Genomic DNA, 20,674 nt, shown 5'->3' on the forward strand with positions numbered 1-20,674 from the left:
ACACAATGAGAGGATGAAATGAAAATAAGACCAGATCCAACTTTTCACGCGTCACCCAAACTGGCTATGGAGGCGCCCGTAGAAAACTTTGCGTTTACCGTGATGCTTGGCAAGGATGCCAGTCAACATGACGGCTTGGCCGTTGTTGATCTGCGCGCGGATTCGGAGGCTTATGGTGAAATCGTCCATACTGTGATGACGCCTACCACTGGCGATGAATTCCATCACTTTGGCTGGAACGCGTGTTCATCGGCGCTGTCGCCACTGTCAGGTCACGCCTTTATGGAAAGGCGTTATTTGATCGTTCCTGGTATCCGATCCAGTCGAATTTACATCTTCGATGTGAAAGAGCCGTTGAAAGCCAAGATTCACAAGGTCATCGAACCAGAAGAGGTATTCGAAAAGACTGGGTATTCGCGCCCACACACAATTCATTGCGGACCGGAAGGCATTTACGTCTCTACTTTGGGTGGCGGAGGAGCTGATGGGACTGACGGCCCTCCCGGTATCTTCATCATGGATTGCGAGACTTTCGAGATCATCGGACGCTATGAAATGGACCGAGGCAAACAAGATAAACACTATGACTTTTGGTGGAATTTACCGCAAGACTATATGGTCAGTTCCGAATGGGGCCTGCCGCCACAATTTGAAGGCGGCGTTGTACCTGAGGACCTTTTGTCCAACAAATACGGCCATTCCATTCACTTCTGGGATTTGCGCGCGCGCAAAAACGTCCAAACGATGGATTTTGGAGAGCAGTATCAGATGGCGCTCGAGATCCGCCCCGCGCATGATCCGACCAAGTCATACGGATTCTGCGGTGTCGTGGTCGATACGGCCAATCTGCAAGGCGCAATCTTTACGTGGTGGAGGGACAAGGATGGTAAGTGGAAATCTAAAAAGACCATCACGATTGACCCACGTCCAGAGGACCCGGAGAACCTTCCGGAGCTCTTAAAGGGTTTTAGCGCTGTGCCGCCGTTGGTGACAGATATAGACCTAAGCCTCGATGACAAATACTTATACGTGGCTTGTTGGGGACTGGGAGAAATGCACCAGTATGATGTATCTGACCCGATGAACCCGGTGCTCAACGGCAAGATAGAACTGGGCGGCATTGCGCGGGAAACAAAGCACGCCAACGGCAAAGCGTTTGTCTACGGACCTCAGATGGTCGAGATTAGTCGAGACGGGAAGCGCGTATACTGGACCAATTCGCTTTATTCTTCTTGGGATGACCAGTTCTACCCGCATCAAGAGGGTGGTCAGATGGTAATGGCGACTGTCGGCGAGGATGGCCGCTTTAAACTTGATCCCGATTTTTACATTAATTTCCCAGAAGGGCATCGGGCGCATCAAATCCGTTTGGAAGGCGGGGATTGCTCCACTGACAGCTTCTGCTATCCGTCGGCATAAGCAATGGAAGACCTGTCTCTGACGGCCCTTTGGTGGGCCGTCATTTTTTCCGGGCTATATCACGGGATCAACCCGGGTATGGGGTGGCCGCTGGCGGTGTCCGCTGCACTCATGGAACGAAAACACGGCGCCATGCCGAAGGCGTTGGTCATGCTTGCACTTGGGCACTTTATTGCAATGATCAGCATTTTGTTGCCCTTCACACTAATGATTTTCTTGGTGGAGCGTGAAATAGAAATCCGAGTTGGTGCGGGTGCCCTTGTGATCATGATGGGTATCTACCTTCTGATCAACCGCGGGCATCCAAGGATACTTGCACGTGTGCATCCTGCACGACTAGTTCTTTGGTCCTTTCTTGCGGCGATGGCACATGGTGCTGGGCTAATGCTGGTGCCTATCTATCTGGGAATTTGCGGCCATTTAGAACCCGGCAGTGTCTCAGCGACAGGCCATGCCGCCGCTCAATCGCTGATGAGCAATAATATCACTGCCGCCTTCATGGTGGCCACGGCGCACACTTTGGCAATGACGGGGGCTGGCGCCGCGGTCGCGGTAATTGCATACTATTGGTTCGGACTAAAATTTATCGTCAGGAGTTGGTTCAACCTCGACATCCTCTGGGCCATTAGCCTGACACTCGTTGGAACATTCGGCATTTATTCCGCCTATTCAGGGCATTGATGTGAGGAAACACTATGGAAATTATCTCTGAGACAACCATGTTCGGTGGCCACCAACTCACCGTGGAACATGAAAGTCAGGCGACGCGAACACCGATGCGCGTGGCAGTTTTTCCTCTCTCAGACGAAGCCATGTCCCACAGTGGTTTATTTATCCGGTCTCACATGCACCGAGGATAACGCCACCCAAAAAGCCGGCGCGCAGCGCGTGGCTGCTGAGCTGGGATTGATTTTTGTGGTTCCTGACACCAGCCCGCGTGGCGACTTCGTGGCCGATGATGAAGCCTACGAGCTAGGACAGGGAGCGGGGTTTTATGTCAATGCAACTCAATCGCCCTGGGCACCGCATTTTTCAATGTATGACTATATTACGAAGGATTTGGTCGAACTGATGGCAGGTGATTTAGATGTCGACGTTGGGCAACTTGGCATTACGGGACACTCTATGGGCGGACACGGAGCGTTGACGATCGGGTTGCGCCACCCGGAACTATTCAAATCGATTTCAGCATTCTCTCCGATCGTATCACCCATGAACTGCTCTTGGGGAGAAAAAGCACTGACCGCGTATCTTGGAAAAGACCCCACCAAATGGGCCGCACACGACGCGTGCGAATTGGTCAAATCTCACGGGTTTGAAGGGACCATTCTGATTGATCAGGGTGAAGCGGATAACTTTTTGGGAGAACAGCTCAAAACCCACCTGTTCATTGAGGCCTGCGCAGAGGCCGGTGTTTCCGCGAACATTCGCATTCATCCGGGCTATGATCATTCCTATTTCTTTATTGCGAGTTTCATTGACGACCACTTACGCCATCATCACGCAGCATTGACTATGCGATAGAAAAACAGCCGCCCGATGCTGAAAGGTATCTGTACGACATGCTGTCATCGAATACACAGTTTCGGACAATCGCCGTCTAGGCGCTAATTTACAAATTTGCTATTTGATTAAACCTAATTTGGTGATTGCAGTATCGATGGCTTCGCGCGCCTTCGGGCTCGCCGGAAAAAGTGGGCTACGCAACTCATTGGCAGCCAGTCCCATGCGACTTAGCGCGTATTTGACGCCAGCCGGATTAGGGTCCAAAAACAGGGCTTCATGCAGGGGCATCAAGCGATCTTGAATTCGCAATGCCGTGCCAAAATCGCCAATCAAGCAAGCTTCTTGAAATGTGGCGCAAAGCTTCGGTGCTACGTTGGCTGTCACCGAAATGCATCCTCGGCCGCCATGTGCCATATATCCCAATGCTGTTCCGTCCTCGCCTGAAAAGAGCTCGAAATCCAAACCACAGACCATTCGTTCTTGGGAAGGGCGGGCCAAGTTCATCGTTGCATCCTTAACACCCGTTATGGTGGGACAATCGCGGAAGAGTTTAGCCATGGTTTCAACCGAGACGTCGACTACACTTCGAGGCGGAATGTTGTAAATGGTAATGGGCAAATGCGTGCTTTCCGCGACAGCTTTGAAGTGCCGGTAGAGACCTTCTTGATTGGGTTTGTTGTAGTAGGGAGTTACCACCAACAAGCCATCAGCGCCGGCCTCTTGCGCGTGACGGGCATAATCCATTGATTCTGCCGTAGTGTTGCTGCCCGCACTTGCCATAACGGGCACCCGGTCGGCTGCTGCCTCAATGACGATCTCCGTTACCTTCTTGTGCTCAGCGGTGGAAAGTGTCGGGCTTTCGCCGGTTGTGCCACAGGCAACCAACCCATGGCTGCCCTCGTCGATCTGCCAATCCACCAATCGCCTCAGCGCTGTCTCATCAATCACCCCATCGACGAACGGGGTGATAAGCGCAGTAATGGAACCTTTGAACATTGACCTTCCTTCAATAGAGCCAACGGCGATCGGTATCGAAATTAGCTTCGAATCAAACGTTCATTTGACCGATGCACCGTCGCAACATCTGCAGATCGCCGGCAACAATGATGAAATTGTATCTTTGCATGCCCAATATCACGCTAGGCAAATACCAAGTCGTCAAATACCGACATAAATCCATAGTATTGGGCGTTAACACTGAACCGATTTACAGGACGTATCGAGGCTCAAGCATTGTTATCAAACCCCTACGTCACAGAAAGTCTACAGTTATTTCTACCGGTTTTCGGCTTAATCCTCGTGTCGAGAGTGGTGCCCGCATCTAGGCATTCAGATACGAACCCTAATACCGTTAAAGAAAAGTTTCTCAGAAAGCCCAGAGTCTCTTGTATAGCATAATCTGCATGAAGTCAGCTCCGCCGATGTTCAACTCGACCAGAATACGCCCAATGAATCATGTCCGTCACGTGATGTTGGGTTCGGGAACCCGATTGTCGGTGAGCTTTTCGCTATAGTAGACGACGAGGAGAACGTAGATTTGCAAAAAGTTCTCAAGGGCGTCGAAATATGGTGCGCCCAATTGGAACATGCTACGCGCCGAACCTGGCTCCAAAACCTGGATAGAAAGCGGAATCTCTGGAATATTGAACGTTATCATTCTCGGCTCGCTTGGCTTCGGACTGCACGCATTGCGATACTACCTCAGTCTCATTCCAAGAATGCATGGCTGGTTTGTCGAACCTGCACTTCTAATGTCACAGAGCTTCGGCTACCTACGCCACAGGAAAAACCTCACCTCTTGGGAATAGGGAAAGACAAATGTCAAACAACCTGAAAATCGTAGCGGAAGCCTCCGTCTTGATCGCAATTACTATCTCAGCGGTAGCCGCTAACGTAGTATTTATGGTTATGTAAATCTGAACTCGGACAAATTGCTGGTATTTTTGCCAGCATGGTTGCCCAACGAATTCTAAAAAGAAAGCCGCGCAATGTAAACTTCGCGCGGCTTTTGCTAATGTATACAAATGAAGCAAATTGCTCTCAAAAATTTCGCTGAATAACTGAAACTGGTTGTATTTCGAAATCCGGTTAAAACACTCGTCGATCTGCTGTGTGCATTACAACACTCGACCCTCTACCCCTCCTTTTTTATCAATGGCCTGTCGAAAAATGGCAGCAATTTGCCTACGTCAGCCAGCTTCGATTGTGGCTTTACTTTAGCGAATAGCCAGTTGGATTTCGTGCGCACTCTTTCTTCGAGTGAACTTAGTGGGAACCCGATTCTTGAAAATTTTTGCTGCTTGAGAACGGTTGAACCATTTATCTTAAACTACTTCCGCACAGTGTTTCTAAACTAACAGGCCTCGAGAAAGGCGATTTAAATTGAATATTTCCAATGCGTTACGCTGAAAAAAACCAAGTGCGAGAAAAAATTTAAAACCTGTGAGTCTATCCGTGATCGATCACCGAAACTAACTCTTGCGCACTTACCATATATAAGTCTACTTTTAACAATAGGGTAGCCTATGGATAATGCTGCTAAAAAAACTACACCAACTGGAGGAAAAAATGACTTTCACTTCTCGTCTCATGATGATGACCACGGTTGCAGCGCTCACAGCGACTGCCGCCTCAGCCGAGCGCCTACGTATCGCCGGCACCGTGCCTACGGAACATTTTGGAAACGCAGTACTTGAGCAAATGGCTAAGGACATTGAGGACGCGGGCGTCGGCCTTGACGTCAAGTATTTTCCAGCTGGCCAACTGGGTACCGGCGAGGAGCTGCTCGAAAGTGCCATTCGTGGGGAAGTACAGATGGTGCATGCGACTGTCTACGCGCAGAAAGATCCGAGGCTTGAGATCAACAGTCTTCCTTTCATGGTGACCACCAAGGACGAGCTTGATGCGGTCTATGGCGACCCAAATTCCGAATACAACAAGATCCTGGAAGAGATTCTGACCTCCTTTGGCATTCAGCCGCTCGGAACGATCGGGGAAGGCCTCATCGGGATGATCGCAACCGAGCGCCCGGCCAACCCGACGAATATTGACAATCAAGGCATGAATGTCCGTGCATGGTCGTCACAAATCGCCAAGCAAACGATGGAAGAGCTCGGATACAATGTGACGACGCTCAGCTGGGCGGAAGTCTTTCCTGCCGTGCAAGCTGGCACTATCGATGGCGCAATTTGCTGCACGCCTGAATGGGCCTATACCACTTTTGCAGCCAGCGGAGTTGGTAGCACATACGTACCATACAACGCCTTCATCGAAAGCACGATGATCTACGCCAACAAGCGTTTCTACGACGGGCTGACTGACGAGCAACGCGCGGTTATCGAAAAGGAATCCGCTGAAGCCGCAGCTGAAATCAGCCAACTCGCCTGGGAACGGAGTCAAGGCTTCGTCGATCAGCTGAAAGAAGCTGACTGGGAAGTTGTCGAGTTCACCCAGGGAGAGCGCGACGCCATCAAGGCACATATCCAGGCGACGGTTTGGCCGAATGTAGCGGACGTTGTCGGACAGGACATTATTGATCGCCTGACCGCAAACTGAAGCCTCGCGAAGTGGGTCGCTCTCCCCGGCCCACTTCGCCAAAACTGGAGTGGTCCCTGTGATTCAACTTGCCGACCAACTGCCCCCAAAAATCGGGGCAACCGTGAAGAACTTGCTCAAGATAAAATCAGCCTTTCTGATTCTATCAACGTTTATTCTTGCGCTCACATTTTTCCTTGTCGTTGTGTTTCGTTACATACTCGAAAGCGATCTATTTGCTTACGAAGAATGGCTTCTGCCAATGTGTTTTTGGCTTTTCTTCTTGGGCAGTGCCATCGGCACCTACGACGATACGCAGATCAAGGCGGACATTCTTGAGGAGTGGTTCAAGAATCCCCGCACCATTTGGATGCGTCGGGTCACCCTGACATCGATCGAATTGGTCGTCACAGTCTTCCTTGTGTACTGGGCTGCCCTAATGCTGCGCGATGAGATTGCGTCGTACCCACAATGGCAAACAACGATTGCACTCCGAATTCCCTTCTTTGTCCCGCGTCTGGGTATCTTTGTCGGTCTCGTGTTCATGGCGCTCTACAGCGCGCTCCACCTCTATGTCCTTCTGAAACTCGGTGTTGATGGCTTTGCCAAACAACTAGAGGCCGATGCAGAAACCAAGCGCGTTGAAGGGGAGGCAGAGCAATGATTATCGCGATCTCCGTTTTGCTAATCTGTGTTCTGCTCTTTGCAGGCATTTCCGTACCGTTGGCCTTTGGCGGCGTGTTGATCTTTCTGGCATATACTGGCGGTCATGATGTCTCCGGCTTTATGCCGACCGGACACTGGAAGCTGAATACGGTTGTGATCCTCGTGATCCCGCTCTTCATCCTTGCAGGCGATATCATGAAGAACGGCCGGATTGCCGCTCCGATCGTTGATTTGGCTGAAATGCTTTTGGGACGCATCCGCGGTGGTCTCTCGGGGGCTTCCGTTGTTGCAAGTGCGATGTTCGGTGCCATCTCTGGCAGCGGCGCTGCCACATTGACGTGTATCGGCGCTGTAATGATGCCGCATCTCCGCAGGGCGAAATATCCGGAAGGCTTCTCTGCAGCGCTGCTGGTTGCCGCCAGCCCGCTTGGCCTGCTCATTCCGCCAAGTTCTGCCCAGTTGATCTACGCCTGGTTGACACAACAATCCGTTCTCAAATGCTTTCTGGCAACGGTTCTGCCAGGCATCATCGTGGCCTCGCTGCTCGTGATCATCAACCTCATCATGATGCGAAAACAGACAGACATTGTTCTGCCAGAAGATCAGGAAAATTTCGTCAAGGCCGTCAGCATGAAAACCTTTGCGGCCTTCCCGGCGCTGATGATGCCGATCATCATTCTGGGCGGTATCTATGGCGGTATCATGACGCCAACTGAGGCGGCCGGTGTTGCCGTGATCTACGCGATCCCGATCGGTTTCTTCGTCTACAAGGGACTGAACTGGAAGGTTTTCATGGAGACCTTAAAGGAATCTTCCGTGACGATTGGCGTGGTCATGGTGATGATCTTCATGGTGCTGATCGTCAGCCGTTTCCTGATCTTCGAAGACATCCCCGGATTGGCGCAGGACTTGATCTTCTCGATTTCGGACAACCCGATAGTCGTGCTTTTGATGATCAACCTCACAATGATCCTCATTGGTATGATCATGGATGACTTCAGCGGTCTTATCTTGAGCGCTACCCTGCTCTTGCCGATTGCCACGAGCGTTGGCGTCGATCCAATCCATTTCGCTGCGATCCTTGGTGTGAACCTTGGCATGGGCAATATCACACCGCCCACTGCGCCGCTGCTGTTTCTGGGCGCGCGCGTGACGGGCGCACCAGTGCAGAAGATGCTCGGGCCAACCATGATCTTCATTATCTTCGCATGGTTGCCGACGCTTGCGCTCACGACCTTTGTTCCTGGAGTGGCACTCTGGCTTCCTGAGCTCTTGCTTGGCTAGTGAGTTAAGGAACCTGTCTCTGCTTTGGTGTATTGAAAGAAAGCGCTTGAAAGGCCACAAAGGCTGGGCTCCGCTCTGGCGGAGCCCAGCCCTACGAACCGAATTTGATGTGGCGATCGCCGGGGGCGGCGGCGATGGCTTGGCGCCGGGAACATTGGACTGGACCCAATGTTTGATCCGCACTGGAAAGGTTGGCGTCGCGTCGTGATTGCGCAAATCAGCCGCTTTTGCCGGAGATTGCAGTCTGCATACCGAATATGCCGGCCGCACTGATCGTAAGCAATTGGTGGATCTGGGTATCGCCGAAGATGAAGATCTACTTCCAATTGGCGGTCATATAACCTTTTTTCAGGTGTTTTCACGACAGAGTTGACCTATCGACACGTGACCAATGGAAAAGACAGCGCTAGTGTTGAACACTTGAAGGCGAGCTAATGAGTAGTAAGAGGATTAGGACCGAATTTGAGCGCCAAGAAAAGAGCACCAAAATCGGGCTCGGTTTCTGCCGAGGACTGGATCGCAGCGTCACGCAAAATGTTGATTGCACGCGGTATCTCATCCGTAAAAGTTGAGCCGTTGGCGCGACAATTGGGAGTGACACCAGGAAGCTTCTACTGGCACTTCAAGAATCGCGAGGCATTGTATCGTGCCTTGTTAAAAGATTGGCTCGCATCCAACGTTCACCCCTTTATTGAAGCGCTCGATGAAGCGGCTGATGACCCTCAGGCCCAATACCTGGCACTTGCAAATGTCTGGGTCTTGAGCCCCCAATTCGATGCATCTCTCGATGTAGCCGTCCGGGAGTGGGGTAAAACATCGAAATTGGCAGCACGCACCATGCGCTTTATCGATCATAAGCGGATTTCTTTGTACCAATGGGTAATCGAGGGCTTCGGACATGACACCATGTCTGCATTGGTGAGAGCACGCACGATGTATTACCATCAGATTGGATACTACACGATGCGGGTGGAAGAAGATCCGGAGATGCGCCTCCTCCAAATTCCCTATTACGCAGAGGTAGTTGCAGGCGACAGCTGGTTGAAAAAGCTAAAAACTGCAGACGAGATCAAGGACGCCCTGGTTAACTTTCCGCGCCGTGAAAGCTTGTCCGATCGAATGGCACGTCGACGGGTATCTGGGCCAGGCTAAGCCTCGATATCCGGAAAAATATGAGCATGCTTAACGACACCGTAGACAAAACTAGTGTCGATTGACCTGATGTGCCCGATCTTATGCAGTCGTTGCCTAATGAAACGCTCGTAGTCTTCGAGATCCGATACAACAACCCGCAACAGATAGTCCGCTGCTCCCGTCATGACATAGCAATCCAGAACTTCCGGGATATTGCGTACTTCTGCCTCGAATTGGCTCACTATGTCCTCGTTGTGACCGTCGAGTGCAACACGGACAAAAATTGTAATTGGCAATCCATAAGCTGCGGCGTCCACGTCCACGCTGTATCCGCGGATCACCTTCTCTTTTTCCAGGTTGCGCAGTCTGCGAAGGCAAGGCGACGGCGACAGGTTCACGCTTTCTGCTAGGTCCAGATTCGTCATCCGGCCATTCTTTTGCAGCGCTCGGATCATTTTGCGATCTGTCGCATCTATTCTGGCAGTTTTTGGCATCATATTCCAATTCAGTCACTCATTGAGGCTAACTTAGCAATCAAATGCCCGATGATCCATCTTATTCTACTCAAAAGGGTATAGGAGTGTCGACAATGAAAAACGGCAAAACTGGCTTCTCCACGCGTGCAATCCATTACGGTTATGACGCAGCGGACCATCAGGGATCGCTGAATCCACCTATCTATCTGACATCAACATTTACTTTCGACACAGCAGAAGCAGGCGGTGCAATGTTCGCCGGCGAACAAGAGGGGCACTTCTACAGCCGCATCTCGAACCCAACCCTCGAGCAGCTCGAAAACCGCATCGCCAATCTGGAAGGCGCTGAAGCAGGTGTTGCGATGGCCTCGGGTATGGGCGCAATCAGTTCCGTGTTCTGGACTTTTGTCGAAGCTGGCGACGAGGTGATTATCGACAAGACACTCTATGGATGCACCTTCGCGTTCCTCAGTCACGGCCTGACTAAGTTCAACGTGACGGTGAAACCAGTCGACATGACCGATCCGGCAAACCTTGATGCTGTGATCACAGATCGCACCAAAATCGTTTACTTTGAGACGCCAGCCAATCCAAACAATCGCCTCGTGGATATTGCAGCAGTCTCGCAGATCGCTCACAAAGCTGGTGCAAGAGTGATCGTAGACAATACATATGCGACGCCCGTTTTGTCCCGCCCAATCGAACACGGCGCGGACATCGTTTTGCACTCAGCGACCAAATATCTGGGTGGTCACGGAGACCTTGTTGCAGGACTTGTCGCCGGATCAGCCGAAGACATGAAACAAGTCCGTTTGGTCGGATTGAAGGATATGACCGGTTCAGTGATGTCGCCCTTCACGGCTATGCTTATATTGCGCGGTCTAAAAACCCTTGAGCTACGCGTCGAAAGACACTGTCAATCAGCCAGGAAAGTTGCGGAGGTACTGGAAGCGCATCCAGCGGTCTTGAGCGTATCCTATCCCGGGCTCGACAGCTTCCCACAAGCCGATTTGGCCAGGCGACAGATGTCGGATTTTGGCGGCATGATCCCGTTCAAGGTCAAAGGTGGCAAAGAAGGTGGTATTGCCATGATGAACCGCTTGAGTCTGATACAGCGCGCCGTCAGCCTTGGCGACGCAGAAAGCCTGATACAGCATCCAGCCAGCATGACACATTCCACCTACACCCCCGAGGAACGGGCTGAACACGGCATCGCCGAAGGTTTGGTGCGTCTGTCGGTCGGCTTGGAAACCGCGGGCGACATTATCGACGATTTGATGGCGGCATTGTCTCAGCACAACGCAATAGCGGCCTAACCAACGCATCGACGGGAGACCAAAATGTCAAATAAGCCACTCTATGGTGACGCCACCAGCAAACCTTCCACACGGAATGTCGGCGGCTGGATTAAGGATCTTGATCGCTCACGGCGGGCAGGCCCATACCTTGCTGCGCATCCAATGGACAACATGGGCATGTCCACCAAGGCCGTGCATGCTGGTACACATGATGATCCACGTACAGGTGCCGTAGGCACGCCAATATACCAAACTTCGACCTTTATTCTCCACGAAGAGACCTATGGTTCGATCGAAGAAGGATTTGGACGGGATCGGTTTATCTACACGCGCTACGGCAACCCGTCTCAATGGGCGGTGCAGGAGAAGCTCGCAACGCTCGAAGGGGCTGAAAGTGCACTTGTGTTTAGTTCAGGCATGGCTGCGATTTCAGCGGCGGTGTTGGCGCTGGTTGACAAAGGAGCGCATGTTGTAGCGGCAAGCGATCTATATGGAGGCACCTACAACCTCTTCAATCAGGAATTTCCGTCACTGGGCATGTCAGCCACCCTGGTGGACAGTTACGATATCGACGCAATAGAAGCTGCCATTCAACCAAATACACAGCTCCTCTATTTCGAAACCATCACCAACCCTGTGCTAAAAGTGGTGGACATTCCTGCCCTCGTGGACATCGCGCGCAGACATAACTTGCGTCTAGTCGTAGATTCGACTTTTGCACCTCCGCCGGTAATGAAGCCGTTGGAGCTGGGTGTTGATCTGGTTGTTCATTCGGCATCGAAGTACCTCAACGGCCATTCCGACCTCATTGCAGGTGTTGTTTGCGGCCCACGTAAGCTTGTGGACATGATCTGGCCACGCTTACTCAACTACGGTGGCCAGCTCGATCCACATGCTGCATTTTTGCTGGAGCGTGGCTTGAAGACTCTAGACATCCGCATGCGTGCGCACGAGCAAAGCGCAATGGCGCTGGCGACCTTTCTTGAAACGCATCCCAGTGTTGACAATGTACTCTATCCAATGCTGCCAAGCCATCCTGACCACATCAGAGCCAAGGAACTGATGAAAATGGGTACCGGCAACGTGACCTTCTTCGTCAAAGGCGGGGATCAGGCTGCGTTGCGCTTGCTGGATCATCTGCACCTGCCCAAACAGGCCACCAGTCTCGGCGGCATCGAGAGCCTTATCAGCCTACCCTTTAACTCATCACAGGCCACCATGACCGCACGACAGCGCGCCGATATCGGCATCCACCCCGGCTGTGTCCGGCTGTCCGTTGGGATCGAAGATGCCAATGACCTGATCGCAGATTTCGACCACGCCCTGAACGCCATCACAGACATGAAAGGTGCCGCATAATGCGTAACAACATCCCCACTGCCGCCCTCAGCGAATTTGTAAACGAAGTCTCGGGCAACCCCGAAGAGGGATTGATGAGCTATGGCATAGAAATCGACTGGGAAAGCGGCACCCGTGCACGTACCTCCACCAAGCCGATGCTGGTGGGTCCGCATAAGGTCAGCCGCTCTTTCACTTGGAAAGCGGATGAACCGCGCCAGCTTATGGGCAACAACCACGGCCCCAACCCGCAAGAACTTCTTCTGTCAGGCCTTGGTTCTTGCATGATGGTGGCCTTTGTGGCCGGTGCGACTGCCGAAGGCATTCAGCTGGAATCGGTCAAGATCGACTTCGACGGTACGCTGGATCTACGTGGCTTCATGGGTCTGGGCACGAACGCCACGGTCGGCTTTCCCGAAATCAACTACGTAATCAATGTGGTTGGTGACGGTACACCGGAGCAGTTCGAAGAGTTGCATCGCAAGGCCATTGCGCACAGCCCGAATGCACAGACGATTGTAAACCCTGTCTCGCTGACGGGTGAAATTGTCAGCAAACAAATTGATGATTAACTCCGCCAACGGGAGACACGCCATGACATCTCAGCGTCAGCACCTCAAGACCGTCGAGCAGCTTCTGCTGTGGCATTCACACTGGATGATCCACCACGCCAATCACATCCGTCCCAAGGCCGATGGAATTAAAGTCGGCGGTCACCAGGCAAGCTCGGCATCGATTGTGTCGATCATGACTGCGCTTTACTTTTCTACTCTCCGGCCGGAAGACAGAGTTGCAGTCAAACCGCACGCCTCTCCGATCTTCCACGCAGCTCAATATCTATTTGGCAATCAGACACGCGAAAAGATGGAGAATTTCCGCGGTTACGGCGGTGTGCAAAGCTATCCATCGCGCACAAAAGACATTGACGATGTGGATTTCTCCACGGGATCTGTTGGGCTTGGCGTGGCAATCACTTCTTTTGCATCGATCATCCAAGATTACATTGCCGCTAAAGACTGGGGTGCCGGCGCACCTATGGGTCGGATGGTCGCTTTGATTGGCGATGCCGAATTAGATGAAGGTAACATCTACGAGGCTCTGCAAGAGGGTTGGAAAAACGATCTGCGCAACACCTGGTGGGTGATCGATTACAACCGACAATCTTTGGACGGAATCGTTCGCGAGGGTCTCTTTGAACGGATTGAGAAGATCTTTGACGCCTTCGGTTGGGACGTGGTGCGCGTAAAGCATGGGGCACTGCAACGAGCTGCTTTTGACGAACCAGGTGGAAACAAATTGCGCGACTGGATCGACGCCTGTCCAAACCAGGAATACTCCGCTCTCACCTTTATGGGCGGTGCCGTATGGCGCAAACGGCTGATGGATGATCTGGGTGATCAGGGCGATGTCACTGCCATGATTGATCGGCGCAGTAATAGTGAATTGGCCGCCTTGATGGAAAACCTTGGTGGGAACTGCGTTGAGACTATGGCTGACACGTTTGACGCCATTGATCATGACCGCCCCACTTGTTTTCTCGCCTACACGGTCAAAGGTTGGGGCACGCCGATTGCGGGTCATAAAGACAACCATGGTGGATTGATGAATAAGACCCAGTTCGCTGAGTGGCAGGCGCATATGGGTATTGAAGAAGGACAGGAATGGGAACGGTTTGCGGGTGTCGACGATGTGCCCGCGCTTGAGAAATTTCTTTCGGATGTTCCATTCTTTGCGGACGGTCCCCGCCGCTTTTCTGACGCGAAAATTGATGTTCCTCAGATCGAGATAAACGCTGACCGCGAAATCTCTACGCAAACGGCGTTTGGCAAAATCCTCGATGATCTGTCTAAGGGTGACAGCGATCTTGCAACGCGGATTGTCACCACGTCGCCGGATGTAACGGGTACAACCAGCCTTGGACCATGGGTGAACCGCCGCAAACTGTTCGCGCGGGCCGAACAAGCAGATGCATTCATCGAGCACCGCATCCCTTCAACCGCCAAATGGACCTTCACGCCAGAGGGCCAACATATTGAGCTTGGCATCGCCGAAATGAACCTGTTCTTATTGCTGGGAGCGGCCGGCCTGTCGCATTCGATTTTTGGCAAACGCCTCATCCCCATAGGCACAGTTTATGATCCGTTTGTGTGCCGCGGCCTCGATGCGCTTAACTACGCGTGTTATCAGGATGCACGTTTCATGATCGTAGGCACGCCTTCCGGTGTCACATTGGCCCCCGAAGGCGGGGCGCACCAATCCATTGGCACTCCCCTAATCGGGATGAGCCAGGATGGTCTGGCGGCTTTTGAACCGGCTTTTGCCGATGAACTGGCTGTCATCATGGAATGGGCGTTTGATTACATGCAGCGTGAAGGTGAGGGTGACCCGGACGAACGCACCTGGCTGAGGGATGAAACCGGAGGGAGCATCTATCTGCGCCTGACAACCAGCCCAATTGAACAACCTGGAAAACGCCATGACGATGCCTTCCGCCAGGGCGCTATTGACGGGGCGTATTGGCTGCGAAAGCCGGGGCCGAATTGTGACGTTGTGATTGCTTATCAAGGGGCCGTCGCCTCAGAAGCGATCCGCGCCGCAGGCATTATCGGTGAGGGGCGCCGTGACGTCGGTGTGCTTGCCGTCACCTCTGCTGACAGGCTCAACGCCGGATGGACGGCGGCGCAACGCGCCCGGTCTCGCGGTGTGACTGGTGCCCAATCTCACATCGAAACGCTCATGCAAGCCTTACCGCCCCATTGCAAGATCATCACAGCTATTGACGGACACCCAGCAACTCTGGCCTGGCTTGGCGGCGTTGAGGGACATCAGACGATCTCACTCGGGGTAGAGCATTTCGGCCAAACCGGAACCATCGGTGATCTCTACAAGCATCATGGTCTTGATGCGGCATCCATCGTGGAGAAAGTGCAAGGGCTCACGGATGGCCGACATATCCGCGTCCCGGCAGCGGTTTGAACGCATGCAAGTCGCCGCTGCAGCCGAATGGCAGTTAGCTTGGAAAATGGGCCGTGCTCTGCGCTAGGCCCATTTTCTGATGGAACAGACAGATGGCTGAAATCCAATCCCTCTTTTGGGCATGAACTTAGCCCAGCAAAAACGGACAGGACTAAGAAGTTGATCTAGCTTAAGGTCGCTCGGATGTCGCCTGCGATCTTCGTTTCGACGACCTGGTAGAAGCGTTCTGTGAATGCATCGAGATCATAGATAGAATCGATTTGTCCAAAGACAGTGTCCTCTTCGTCGATCAGAAGGATTGTTGGATAGGATTGAATACCTAGCATCGCAGATTCGTTGTAGCTAGCGGCCACTTCTGGTGTCTCTTCTGTAGCAGCAATGATCGCCGCAGTATCAAGTCCAGGAAACCCGTGGGCGTCGCAGATTTCGTCATAGGTGGCCGCGAGATTGAGATCCTTGCCATTCAGAAAATGCGCATCCTGCAAGATATGCGCAAACTCAAGCGCTCGACCCGGCGCCAGTTTTTTCATCTGCAGGATCGCAAGACTTGGCGGCGCAGAAATGCTCAATGGCGCATCTTCTTGCTGCAACATGTCCCGGAACGGCTGACCGATAGCGCGACCAGTCACAGCTGTCATTTTGACCTCAGCTTGGGCAACATAACCTGCCATGTCTGCATAGCTTCCGACCCGGTCACCTTTGATCAGACCGCCCGGGATGACATCGATCTCTATGTCTGGATGAGCTGCAACAAATGCATCGAGCGTCGGTGTGAACCCAAAGCACCATCCGCAGAGTGTGTCGTGACCATAGATGATTTTAACTTTTTTCATGAGCCTAACCTCCGATTTTTTTACGCTCAAGCCCTGCCGTCCATGACTTCGGCGACAGACTTGATTTTTGGAAAACCGTTCAACGCTTCAAGCCGGGTAATCCAGGTCTGTACGTTCGGATATTCGGCAAGCGAAACCCCTGCCTCTTCAACGGCGGCTATGTACCCATAGTTGGCAACATCCGCGATCGTCGGGCCCGTGCCTACGAGCCAATCGTTCTCTGCCAGATGGGGCTCAAAGAGCGTTTTCATGAGCGAATGTGTCTTCTCAACTGCTTGATCGTAGTCGACAGGCGCCCCAAAGAACTTGGAGATGCGCGCGCCACATGGACCCTCAAAAACCTCCTTCACGCTGGTTGCAAGCCATTCCTGAACCTTGGCCGCAAGCTCTGGATCATTGGGAAGCCAGGACCGGGCAGGATCATATTGCAGTGCGAGATAGGTCAGGATCGCGGTTGAATCGCGCAATATCACGTCGCCGTCCTGAAGGGTCGGCACCTGCCCGAGCGGGTTGAGCTTCAAATACTCAGGTTGCTTGTGCGCCCCGCTTTGCAGATCAACGGTGACATTTTCATAGTCCAAGCCCAGAAGCGACAGCATTGCGCTCGCCCGATGTGCGTGCCCGGAGACGGGATGATCATAGAGTTTCATGTCTTTGTCCTTAGGATTTGAAATGTGTTATGTGGTCCGACACCCATTGGGAGAAGGCTGTCAGTTTGAGGCCGAAACGGCCTTCGACTGCGGGTGCATCAGTGACAAAGCCCGGCTGGAACTGATCGGGATTGGCCTGAATGCCGCCGTACATACCGGCGATCATACTGGCGACATGGGGGCTGCCCATCTGTGCCAGATGTGCTTCAAACTCGGCTGCGGGCATTGTTTCAAACGCCAGCTCGGTACCAAGCGTTTCCCCCATGATCCGGGCAAGATCGTCGCCATCAAGGGCCTGGGGGCCGCCCAGGGTCAGCAACTCATTTGGTAGCTCGGTCTGGAGGGCCTTGTCAGCCACCCGACCGAAATCGGCCGCAGCGCCCCACTGCATCTTGAAGCTTGCCGGTGTTGGATAAGGCAATTTGCCTTGCGCAAGACCGGCGGTGGTCCAGGGACCCAGAAGGTTTTCCATGTAAGTGACGGGGGTCAGACCAAGGAACGAAAACCCGCCCTCCTGCAGGGCCCTTAGCAATACAGCCCCGGGGTCGGTCGTGGAAGAAGGGTCCATGATCGGACCGCCGGTGTTCCAGACGATTTTCTTGACGCCCGTTGCCCGCGCTGCTCTGAGGGCATTCATGCCATAGGCATTTCGGTCATCGTCTGGATCGGTGATCAGGGGCACATGCAAAAAGAGCGCATCCCGCTTGTCACTTGCCTCGATCAATGCGTCTTGATCCGCCATGTCGCCGATAACAGCGTCGACACCCGCGGCTCTCCACCGCTCGGCTCCGGCCTCGGATCGGGTGAAGACACGGACGTCATGCCCGCCATCGACCAGCGCCTGCGTTCCGGCGGCCATCTGCGCGCCGTTTGCGCCATATGCAAGTATTCTAAGGGCCATGGGATTATTCCTTTTCTGGTGTGAGGTCCGGATTTACGTGAGAGTGTTCTACAAAGCGCCACCGCAGCGGCGTGGCCTCGGCGGTGCGGCGAACGCCGCTGATTTGGATGCACAATAGGCGCAGAGCACCGGGGGTTTGGGCAACCTCGTAAGCGTCTTCGATCAGAGAGGTCTCGCCGTGCAGATGCAGCTGGTCACCGGTTTCAAAGTCGACGAAAAGCAGGCCCGCATCGGGGTTCAAAAGCAGGTTGCCGAAAGTGTTGAACAGGTTGTTGCCCCGGTAGTCGGGTATGGTGATCTGCGACGGGCCGTCCACCGAGACAAAGCCCGGCTGCCCGCCGCGATGATTGACGTCGACCCCTTCATAGGGGGCGCCTGATCCATCCTGCACGTAGGACGCGATCCAGAATGTGTCCGCCGCTTTGATGAGGGCCGTATCGTCTGCATTGAGCCTATCGCGCGTTTCGATCTTGCCTCCGGCAGTTGGAAGCTCCCGCTCTGAAATCTCGCGCAGGCTGATGTACTTGGGGCAATTGCCATAGCTTTGCACCACGGTGATCGTGACCGAACCATCGTCTATGGCCGTTACCTTGCCATGCATTCGGTTGCGCCGCTGATTGGACAGATCAAGCCCGACAACACCAACCGCCTGCCCCAAATCCAATGCCTCGAATGCGGGTTTTCCCACACGGTCGCCCGTTTGGATCACCAGCGTTTTGGGATCAGGTGAAGACGCAAGCCCCACTGGGCCAGTCACGATGGAGGCATGGGGCAAGCCTTTCGCATCCACCGTGCCTAGAAAAATGTATTCAAGCCCCTCAAAAAACGCCCGATGTTGATCCGGCATGAAGTCATTCATCAGGTGGCGGGTCATCACCGCGATTTTCTCGCGATCACCGGTTTGCTCTTGCAAACGCAATTCGCCTTCATGGAAATGCTGAAGTGTCATGGGAGGCTCCGTAGGGTGAGGGGTTACGCAAGGTTTGGCGGGCCGTTCGGGCAATCGATCAGATAGCCCCAGCCGCCGTTTTCCAGCTTCTTGGCCACTTCCGTGGATTGGCCTTCTGCCATGATAGTGCCGTCCGGTGCGACGACGCTCCAATTTGCACGTAGCAAGGCGATATCGCCGATGATGACTTCGCTGAACACGTCGCTCTTGATTTCGGGCCGCAGGTCCATGAAACCCTCAAACGCGGCGCGTGCGCCAGCAATTCCGGTGGCTGGCGGCTGATCGGGCGGAAAGAACACCTGACAGTCTGGGTGGAACATGGAGGCGATGCCGTCGAGGTCACCTTCTTGCAGATAAGCACTGACGCAATGGGCAATCTCGCGGGGTTGGTGGGCAATACGTTTGGTCATGGTGTTCACTTTCATTTGGTGTGTGTGGAGGGTGGCAAGTTTAGAAATCAAAGGAGCCAGCGGCTCTCACGTTCTCTGGCAGCCAGGTTTCTTGGATGTGGAGCCAAGTGACCGGCGTCGTCATTTCCATCAGAACCGTTGTGATCCGGGCGTTGTTGGCATGGGCGGAGATAGTCGCGCCGGTTTGCCACTCGGAGTAAGTTGCCAGAACGAGGTTCTCGCGCTCATAGCGCACATCCACGTCCCGGATCTGAATGCGGAAATTTGGGTTCGATCCGTAGCCGCGTGCAAAACCCTCTTTCAGAACGGCCCCGGTCATCACTTGTCCTTCTGGCGGAATGAAATGCACGTCCTCATGCAGGCGCGACAGGAAGCGCGGTTCAAGCTGGTCGCGATCTACGGTGCCGTTGAACCATTCGGTGAAGAAATCATGCAGGTCGACGATCTCTTTTGTAACGATTTCCAAGGTTGTCATCAGTACAGCTCCGGTTAAGGCGTGAAAATTCTGGCCGCGCCAAAACAGCGCGACCAAGGGAGGGCTTAGGCAGGACCGTTGTTGTCCAGATCAAGGAACATCTTCCACGCACCGCTCTCGTCGCGTTTATAGCCAAGCACCAAACGGCCTTCTGGCTTTTTGACTTCGCCGGTGTCGCGCATTTTCATGGTGCCGTAGAAGCGACCCGACACGATGGCCGTGTCGCCGTAAAATTGCAGGTCTTCGATGTCATAGCCGGAGGTGATTTCGGCGGCAGCAATGCGTGGGTTGTACTTGTCACGGATGGCTTGGGTTCCGACGGTTACCGGCTGGCGCTCGTTTACGGTCATAACATCGGGGTGGCATGAGGCGACCATCCGTTCGATGTCGCCGCCGTCAAGGCCGCTGTTCCATTCATTGATTACTGCTTCAATTTCTTCCCGTTCGGTCATGGTCTTACTCCGATGTTTTAGGTTGGTGGGTTGTGAAAAACTGACCGACAATCATTTCGTCGATCTGGCCAAGGAAAGCCTTGGTCGCCGGACGCTCGGCAAATTGGGGCGTCACGCGTTTGGCAGTTTCATGATCCGGGAAGGTGAAAATGTCGGCGCAGAGCGTGTCATGTGACTGGTCGGTCGTGACCAGTGTTTCCCAGGATGTGACGCCTTCAAGTGCGACAAAGTCTGCCCGTGCTGCTTCGCGGGTGGCATCAACACCATCGCCCTCTTTCATCTTCAGGATGAAAATCTCGGTGATCTTGGACATTTCGTTTTCCTTGTTATTGCGGCTTGTCATAAAGCTAAGCGATTGCTATCGTAAGGATAA

The 20,674-nt window shown here is 53.3% G+C and carries 21 protein-coding genes; 11 read left to right on the top strand and 10 right to left on the bottom strand.

Annotated elements, in window-relative coordinates; genetic code table 11:
• Nucleotides 1-18 precede the first annotated feature (18 nt).
• The 3 genes from Q1B27_RS21600 (at nt 19) to fghA (ending at nt 2,943) form a co-directional block, all read left to right on the top strand.
• Nucleotides 19-1,419, top strand: coding sequence for a selenium-binding protein SBP56-related protein (locus Q1B27_RS21600; RefSeq protein ID WP_299851040.1), 1,401 nt, complete (start codon nt 19-21; stop codon nt 1,417-1,419).
• 3 nt (nt 1,420-1,422) lie between these two features.
• The gene (locus tag Q1B27_RS21605) at nt 1,423-2,100 is read left to right on the top strand and encodes a hypothetical protein (protein WP_299851043.1); all 678 of its coding nucleotides are present in this window, start codon (nt 1,423-1,425) and stop codon (nt 2,098-2,100) included.
• A gap of 69 nt (nt 2,101-2,169) precedes the next feature.
• The gene (fghA, locus tag Q1B27_RS21610; protein WP_299851166.1) at nt 2,170-2,943 is read left to right on the top strand and encodes an S-formylglutathione hydrolase; all 774 of its coding nucleotides are present in this window, start codon (nt 2,170-2,172) and stop codon (nt 2,941-2,943) included.
• 99 nt (nt 2,944-3,042) lie between these two features.
• Here fghA and dapA read toward each other — a convergent pair whose 3' ends face one another.
• On the bottom strand, nt 3,043-3,921 hold the full coding sequence (dapA, locus tag Q1B27_RS21615) for a 4-hydroxy-tetrahydrodipicolinate synthase (RefSeq protein WP_299851046.1): 879 nt from the start codon (nt 3,919-3,921) through the stop codon (nt 3,043-3,045).
• 1,572 nt (nt 3,922-5,493) lie between these two features.
• On the opposite strand from dapA, the gene dctP reads away from it, so the two are divergent.
• The 4 genes from dctP to Q1B27_RS21635 all read left to right on the top strand — a co-directional run bounded on the left by dctP (nt 5,494) and on the right by Q1B27_RS21635 (nt 9,561).
• Nucleotides 5,494-6,480 carry a TRAP transporter substrate-binding protein DctP gene (gene dctP, locus Q1B27_RS21620; RefSeq protein WP_299851049.1) on the top strand — a complete coding sequence of 329 codons (987 nt, stop codon included), beginning with the start codon at nt 5,494-5,496 and terminating at the stop codon, nt 6,478-6,480.
• 58 nt (nt 6,481-6,538) lie between these two features.
• Nucleotides 6,539-7,123 carry a TRAP transporter small permease gene (locus tag Q1B27_RS21625; protein WP_299851052.1) on the top strand — a complete coding sequence of 195 codons (585 nt, stop codon included), beginning with the start codon at nt 6,539-6,541 and terminating at the stop codon, nt 7,121-7,123.
• Nucleotides 7,120-8,409, top strand: coding sequence for a TRAP transporter large permease (locus tag Q1B27_RS21630; RefSeq protein ID WP_299851055.1), 1,290 nt, complete (start codon nt 7,120-7,122; stop codon nt 8,407-8,409). The genes Q1B27_RS21625 and Q1B27_RS21630 overlap by 4 nt, the downstream gene beginning before the upstream one ends.
• A gap of 462 nt (nt 8,410-8,871) precedes the next feature.
• Nucleotides 8,872-9,561: a TetR/AcrR family transcriptional regulator gene (locus Q1B27_RS21635; protein WP_299851058.1), complete on the top strand. Its 690-nt coding sequence runs from the start codon at nt 8,872-8,874 to the stop codon at nt 9,559-9,561.
• Here the strand turns inward: Q1B27_RS21635 and Q1B27_RS21640 are convergent.
• Nucleotides 9,558-10,037 (bottom strand): Lrp/AsnC family transcriptional regulator, encoded by a 480-nt coding sequence (locus Q1B27_RS21640; RefSeq protein WP_299851169.1) that lies wholly within the window; start codon nt 10,035-10,037, stop codon nt 9,558-9,560. The genes Q1B27_RS21635 and Q1B27_RS21640 overlap by 4 nt on opposite strands.
• Nucleotides 10,038-10,132: 95 nt before the next feature.
• Here Q1B27_RS21640 and Q1B27_RS21645 point away from each other — a divergent pair, with 95 nt between their 5' ends.
• Genes Q1B27_RS21645 through Q1B27_RS21660 form a run of 4 tightly spaced genes read left to right on the top strand, consistent with a single transcriptional unit; the run spans nt 10,133 to nt 15,631 of the window.
• On the top strand, nt 10,133-11,335 hold the full coding sequence (locus Q1B27_RS21645; RefSeq protein ID WP_299851061.1) for a methionine gamma-lyase: 1,203 nt from the start codon (nt 10,133-10,135) through the stop codon (nt 11,333-11,335).
• Nucleotides 11,336-11,359: 24 nt separating this feature from the next.
• Nucleotides 11,360-12,676 carry a PLP-dependent aspartate aminotransferase family protein gene (locus tag Q1B27_RS21650; protein WP_299851064.1) on the top strand — a complete coding sequence of 439 codons (1,317 nt, stop codon included), beginning with the start codon at nt 11,360-11,362 and terminating at the stop codon, nt 12,674-12,676.
• Nucleotides 12,676-13,227 (top strand): OsmC family protein, encoded by a 552-nt coding sequence (locus Q1B27_RS21655; RefSeq protein WP_299851067.1) that lies wholly within the window; start codon nt 12,676-12,678, stop codon nt 13,225-13,227. The genes Q1B27_RS21650 and Q1B27_RS21655 overlap by 1 nt, the downstream gene beginning before the upstream one ends.
• A gap of 22 nt (nt 13,228-13,249) precedes the next feature.
• The gene (locus Q1B27_RS21660) at nt 13,250-15,631 is read left to right on the top strand and encodes a 1-deoxy-D-xylulose-5-phosphate synthase N-terminal domain-containing protein (RefSeq protein ID WP_299851070.1); all 2,382 of its coding nucleotides are present in this window, start codon (nt 13,250-13,252) and stop codon (nt 15,629-15,631) included.
• A gap of 164 nt (nt 15,632-15,795) precedes the next feature.
• Here Q1B27_RS21660 and Q1B27_RS21665 read toward each other — a convergent pair whose 3' ends face one another.
• The 8 genes from Q1B27_RS21665 to Q1B27_RS21700 form a co-directional block, all read right to left on the bottom strand.
• Nucleotides 15,796-16,464 carry a hypothetical protein gene (locus tag Q1B27_RS21665; protein WP_299851073.1) on the bottom strand — a complete coding sequence of 223 codons (669 nt, stop codon included), beginning with the start codon at nt 16,462-16,464 and terminating at the stop codon, nt 15,796-15,798.
• A 26-nt stretch (nt 16,465-16,490) separates the two neighbouring features.
• A complete protein-coding gene (locus Q1B27_RS21670) occupies nt 16,491-17,114 on the bottom strand; it encodes a glutathione S-transferase family protein (protein WP_299851076.1) in 624 nt (207 codons plus the stop codon).
• A gap of 10 nt (nt 17,115-17,124) precedes the next feature.
• Nucleotides 17,125-18,015 (bottom strand): NmrA family NAD(P)-binding protein, encoded by an 891-nt coding sequence (locus Q1B27_RS21675; RefSeq protein WP_299851080.1) that lies wholly within the window; start codon nt 18,013-18,015, stop codon nt 17,125-17,127.
• Nucleotides 18,016-18,019: 4 nt separating this feature from the next.
• Nucleotides 18,020-18,964 (bottom strand): pyridoxamine 5'-phosphate oxidase family protein, encoded by a 945-nt coding sequence (locus tag Q1B27_RS21680; RefSeq protein WP_299851083.1) that lies wholly within the window; start codon nt 18,962-18,964, stop codon nt 18,020-18,022.
• A 23-nt stretch (nt 18,965-18,987) separates the two neighbouring features.
• Nucleotides 18,988-19,374 (bottom strand): DUF4440 domain-containing protein, encoded by a 387-nt coding sequence (locus tag Q1B27_RS21685; RefSeq protein WP_299851086.1) that lies wholly within the window; start codon nt 19,372-19,374, stop codon nt 18,988-18,990.
• A 40-nt stretch (nt 19,375-19,414) separates the two neighbouring features.
• Nucleotides 19,415-19,849, bottom strand: coding sequence for a hypothetical protein (locus Q1B27_RS21690; protein WP_299851089.1), 435 nt, complete (start codon nt 19,847-19,849; stop codon nt 19,415-19,417).
• Nucleotides 19,850-19,914: 65 nt separating this feature from the next.
• Nucleotides 19,915-20,301 (bottom strand): DUF4440 domain-containing protein, encoded by a 387-nt coding sequence (locus Q1B27_RS21695; protein WP_299851092.1) that lies wholly within the window; start codon nt 20,299-20,301, stop codon nt 19,915-19,917.
• Between the two features lie 4 nt (nt 20,302-20,305).
• Nucleotides 20,306-20,614, bottom strand: coding sequence for a hypothetical protein (locus tag Q1B27_RS21700; protein WP_299851095.1), 309 nt, complete (start codon nt 20,612-20,614; stop codon nt 20,306-20,308).
• Nucleotides 20,615-20,674 lie beyond the last annotated feature (60 nt).

This window comes from uncultured Roseovarius sp. (assembly GCF_947489715.1).
Taxonomy (GTDB): Bacteria; Pseudomonadota; Alphaproteobacteria; order Rhodobacterales; family Rhodobacteraceae; genus Roseovarius.